Genomic DNA, 3,893 nt, shown 5'->3' with positions numbered 1-3,893 from the left:
TAGGGGAGCTTGGATTCTGAAAGCTCCCTGGCCCTTATTTTCAGGAGGTTTTCCCGCATCATATAAACTAATGGGGCCATGGCCACAGCCGAGGCAATGAGCGAAAATCCAAGAACAGTTGGAATTGGAAACCACAAGAGCATGATAGCCCCGGTATACCAGAAGAGAATGTAAAGAAAAGCGCTGATAACTGGTATGTTAAGGGCAACAATAAGGAGGTAGTAAACGACGAGTGCAAAGTCAACGGACGTCCTGCGGGACAGCTCAATTAGGCAGGAATGACCCTCCGAGAAGAGCAATGAGTTGAAGGTTATTTTCTTGCAGGTCTTCCTAGACTCGAATGTGAGCACTCTGGGAAATACCCTATTTGCGTCTCTAACGGAGAAAAACAGCATTACGAAGAGGAAAATTATCGATGCCCCTCCCAGAGGCCTGCTATGAAGGTAGTATGCCAAGTCAAATATGCCAATAAAACCAACTAGACCAAAGCTTAACTCCAGTAAGGCCCTTTTGATCTCTGGGGTTCTATACCTGGCCTTTTTCCATGCAACCCATATAAGGACAACGACTCCCACAATCAATGCGTTCGAGACAAACACCAGAGCGTCCATTTTTGCTCGCTGTCTTAAAACCCAGAGGGGTTAAAAAGATTTCCCCTCTAAAAATAATCCTCCGGTCTCTCAAGCTCTTTGGGAGGATGCCTCTTCCTCCACCAGCCCTTCAAAGCTGCCCACACCACCAGGATTACCACAAGCGGCACCAGAACTATGAGGAACGCCGCCGCGAATAGCAGGAATCCCAGGATTATCACAACTCCCAGAATCATGAAGCCAATGAAGAGCAGGAAGCCGCCGATTGAGGAGCCCCTTTCACCCATTGAACCACCGTTCCTTTAAACGCTCGGCCCCTTAAATCACTTTCCACGGAGGAGCTTTGCTATCCTCTCCGCCAACTCCAACTCCTCCGGCGTGTTCACGTTTAAAGCTAAGAGGGGGTTGCTCAGCTCGAAAAACTCCTCTCCCTCGGTTCCAACCGCGTTTAATCCCACTATCGCGTAGCCCCTGTAAACTACGGGCTTTAAATCTCCCGGGACCTTCTCAAGTGAAAGGACACCCGTTAAGCTTACCCTTCCGTCGAAGGCTTTCGCGAATGAGCTAATATCAGAGGCCTTAACGAAGGGTAAATCTGCTGAAACGCTAACGAAAGGCCCGAACTCACGAAGGAGCCATTGAACGTCTTCAACGTAACCCCTTCCGGGCGTTTCGACGAAGGGAACTCCTTCCCTAAGGCACAGTTCTCTTGTCTTTGGGGTGTTCCGTGAGAGGGCCACCGCCGTTTCTCCCACCGCCGAGGCCTCCTCATAGACCCGAAGGAGCATCGGCTTTCCTTCAACCTCTAGGACGGGCTTTTCCCTCCCCATGCGCGTTGACCTTCCGCCGGCGAGGATGACTATTGGATAGCCCATGGGGTGGACTTGGGCAAGGGTTAAAAGAACCTTTCCCAAAGGAGGTTCATGAAGGCCGCTGGTGCACTCCTTGCAACTATCATTGTCCTCGTTCTCCTGACCTCTGGATGCATGGGAAATGAGAAGGACAGACAGACCCAGACGACTCAATTCACTCCCCCGACAGTTGATACATCGTCAGGTGGTTCTGAAGGCTCATCTTCTCAACGAACCCATTCGAGCGGCCAGTTCAAAATCGAGAGCTGGGCCTACTGGCTCCAGAACGCGAGTCCAGAGGTTATAGCGGAGAGCGGCTTTGATTTAGTCGTTATGGATTACTCTCGGGACGGAAGCGATGAAAAGGCTTACACTCGCGAAGAGATTGAAGAGATTAAGAAGGCCGGCGTTATTCCGGTGGCATACATCAGCATAGGAGAGGCCGAGGATTACCGCTTCTACTGGGATGAAAGCTGGGCAGAGAAGCCTCTGGAATGGCTCGGCCCGGAGAACCCGGAGTGGAAGGGCAACTTCGCCGTGAAGTACTGGGATGATGGATGGAAGCGAATCGTCTTCGCTTACCTCGACAGAATCATTGAGCAGGGTTTTTCCGGCGTTTATCTGGATAAGGTTGACGAGTTCGAGTACTGGAGCGATAAAGGCTACGAGGAGAACTGGACGGCAAGGGAAATGATAGAATTCATCATTGAGATAACCAACTACACGCGCTCAAAAGCAGACGAAGACTTTCTCGTAATCCCCCAGAACGGGGAGAGACTGCTAGAGTACGACGGACGGCTTTTAAAAGTCGTCTCCGGCTGGGCGAGCGAGGATGTCTTCTACGACGACCTTAGAGCGAGCCCGTGGCGGAATGAAAAGCTCCCCCTCCTCAGCAGGGTTGTCAGAGCTGGAAAGTTCGTCCTCGTTGTTGACTACGTTGATGACGGGACAGATAATCCGGAGAACATGGCGCGGATAAGGGACTTTGTCGAGCAAGCTAGAGGGAAAGGCTACATCCCCTACGCGGCGAGAACTGATAGAGAACTCGACGAGCTGGTGGTGATTCCGGGGATTCAACCGCCGAGATAAGCCCACGCAAAAGCTAAAACGAGTAGCGTTCCGGTTCTCGTTATCTCGGCGATGGCCCCGAGGCAGTCACCGTTTATCCCGCCGAAGTTATTGAGGGATAGCTTTACGGCGTAGGCACCGAAGAGGAGACCCGTTATCCCGGCAAGGGCGAGCGGGTTGTAGAGCGCTATTGGTAGGTAAAGGATAGCGTAGAGGACTGTCCCAATGGCGAGCTGCTTTCCGTTCATTTTTTCCATGAAGTACGCTCCCAATCCCTGGCCAAGGGGCTTTCTTGTGGCCAACCCAAGGAGGAGTGAAAACTTGGAGTTCAGCTCCGCCAGATAGATAGCGTAGAAAGGAACGAGCTGGAGCGAGTAAACCTGGAGGAACAGCACCATCACGACTGCGAAAACGCCGGCTATACCAGTGTTGAGGTCTTTCATGGCTCTAATCTTTCTCTCGCGGTCGCCCTTGGCCATTATTCCGTCGGCCCAGTCAGCCAATCCGTCGAGGTGGAGGAGCCCTATCGTAAAGTAGAGCGCCAGGAGGGCGAGGACGTTAGAGAGGGGTAACTTGAGGTATAAGAGGACGAGAGGAAGGGCAGAGCTTACCGGAGCTACCAAAGGAAAGGCCCAGAGCTCATTCCGGGCCCTTTCGAAATCTCCTTTGAGAGGAACCCGGGTTAGGAAGGGGAGGATGTTTCTCACAGGCCCACCTCTGCCCTCTTTTCCTCGAACTCTTCCCTGAGGGTTGAGAGCTTATCCTCGTCCACGAAGGCCAGAACAACACCGCAGTCGAGGCAGAGCCATGGCGTTGCATCAATAAAGGGCCTCAGCAGGCCGGTGGTTCTGCTCTTCCACGGCGGCTGCCAGAAGAACCTCGCGTAACCGGCCTTTTCAGACTTGCTCTTAACCATCGTGCCCCCGCAGATGGGGCACTTCCGGGTTTCAATCCTGGTCATCACAACCACCCCCAAATAGCCTTGTCATACAGCCCGCTATAAATCCCCCGATTGCATCGTCCAAAAAAGGCGGTAGCTCGGCGAGAATTCCCGGCTTTCTCGTGTCGTAGTAGAAGAAGTTGAAGAGGGCCATTTTACCACCTATGTACTCCGCGATGTTGATTCCGATGAGCTCGTCCGCGACCAGATTAACGGGGTCGCCTTCAACCCTGAAGTTCTCCTCAAGGAGAATGGCCGACAAAAGGAGGGCCTGAACGTTGATGTCGTTGAGGTGGCGGAGCATAACCCTCTTGAGTCTTCTCCTTACCTTCTCACTCTCATCTCCAACGTAGAGCTCCATCGCCGTGTCAAGCATGTCCTTTAGGGTTATCCCGGACCTTTCGAGTTTTTGGAGGAGTTCTTCGGCGTTCATATCATCACATC

7 protein-coding genes are annotated in these 3,893 nt (G+C 52.6%); 1 reads left to right on the top strand and 6 read right to left on the bottom strand.

Features of this window, described 5'->3' with window-relative positions; genetic code table 11:
- From MV985_RS01750 to MV985_RS01740, 3 genes are all read right to left on the bottom strand, one after another.
- On the bottom strand, positions 1-611 hold a 611-nt coding region (locus MV985_RS01750), incomplete at its 3' end, for a hypothetical protein (protein WP_297459575.1).
- A 47-nt stretch (positions 612-658) separates the two neighbouring features.
- A complete protein-coding gene (locus MV985_RS01745) occupies positions 659-877 on the bottom strand; it encodes a hypothetical protein (RefSeq protein WP_297459566.1) in 219 nt (72 codons plus the stop codon).
- A gap of 36 nt (positions 878-913) precedes the next feature.
- A complete protein-coding gene (locus MV985_RS01740; protein WP_297459556.1) occupies positions 914-1,465 on the bottom strand; it encodes an NTP transferase domain-containing protein in 552 nt (183 codons plus the stop codon).
- 48 nt (positions 1,466-1,513) lie between these two features.
- Here MV985_RS01740 and MV985_RS01735 point away from each other — a divergent pair, with 48 nt between their 5' ends.
- Positions 1,514-2,530: an MJ1477/TM1410 family putative glycoside hydrolase gene (locus tag MV985_RS01735; RefSeq protein WP_297459549.1), complete on the top strand. Its 1,017-nt coding sequence runs from the start codon at positions 1,514-1,516 to the stop codon at positions 2,528-2,530.
- Here MV985_RS01735 and cobS read toward each other — a convergent pair.
- Genes cobS through cobZ form a run of 3 tightly spaced genes read right to left on the bottom strand, consistent with a single transcriptional unit; the run spans position 2,515 to position 3,882 of the window.
- Positions 2,515-3,216: an adenosylcobinamide-GDP ribazoletransferase gene (gene cobS / locus MV985_RS01730; RefSeq protein ID WP_297459543.1), complete on the bottom strand. Its 702-nt coding sequence runs from the start codon at positions 3,214-3,216 to the stop codon at positions 2,515-2,517. The two genes, MV985_RS01735 and cobS, sit on opposite strands and share 16 nt — an antisense overlap.
- Positions 3,213-3,470 (bottom strand): hypothetical protein, encoded by a 258-nt coding sequence (locus tag MV985_RS01725; RefSeq protein ID WP_297459538.1) that lies wholly within the window; start codon positions 3,468-3,470, stop codon positions 3,213-3,215. The genes cobS and MV985_RS01725 overlap by 4 nt, the downstream gene beginning before the upstream one ends.
- Positions 3,457-3,882 carry an alpha-ribazole phosphatase CobZ gene (gene cobZ / locus MV985_RS01720; protein WP_297459581.1) on the bottom strand — a complete coding sequence of 142 codons (426 nt, stop codon included), beginning with the start codon at positions 3,880-3,882 and terminating at the stop codon, positions 3,457-3,459. The genes MV985_RS01725 and cobZ overlap by 14 nt, the downstream gene beginning before the upstream one ends.
- Positions 3,883-3,893: the final 11 nt, after the last annotated feature.

The sequence above is a fragment of the Thermococcus sp. genome (assembly GCF_027012695.1).
Classification (GTDB): domain Archaea; phylum Methanobacteriota_B; class Thermococci; order Thermococcales; family Thermococcaceae; genus Thermococcus.
Note: the sequence above shows the minus strand (reverse complement) of the source record. Positions and strands in the feature narration are given on the sequence as shown.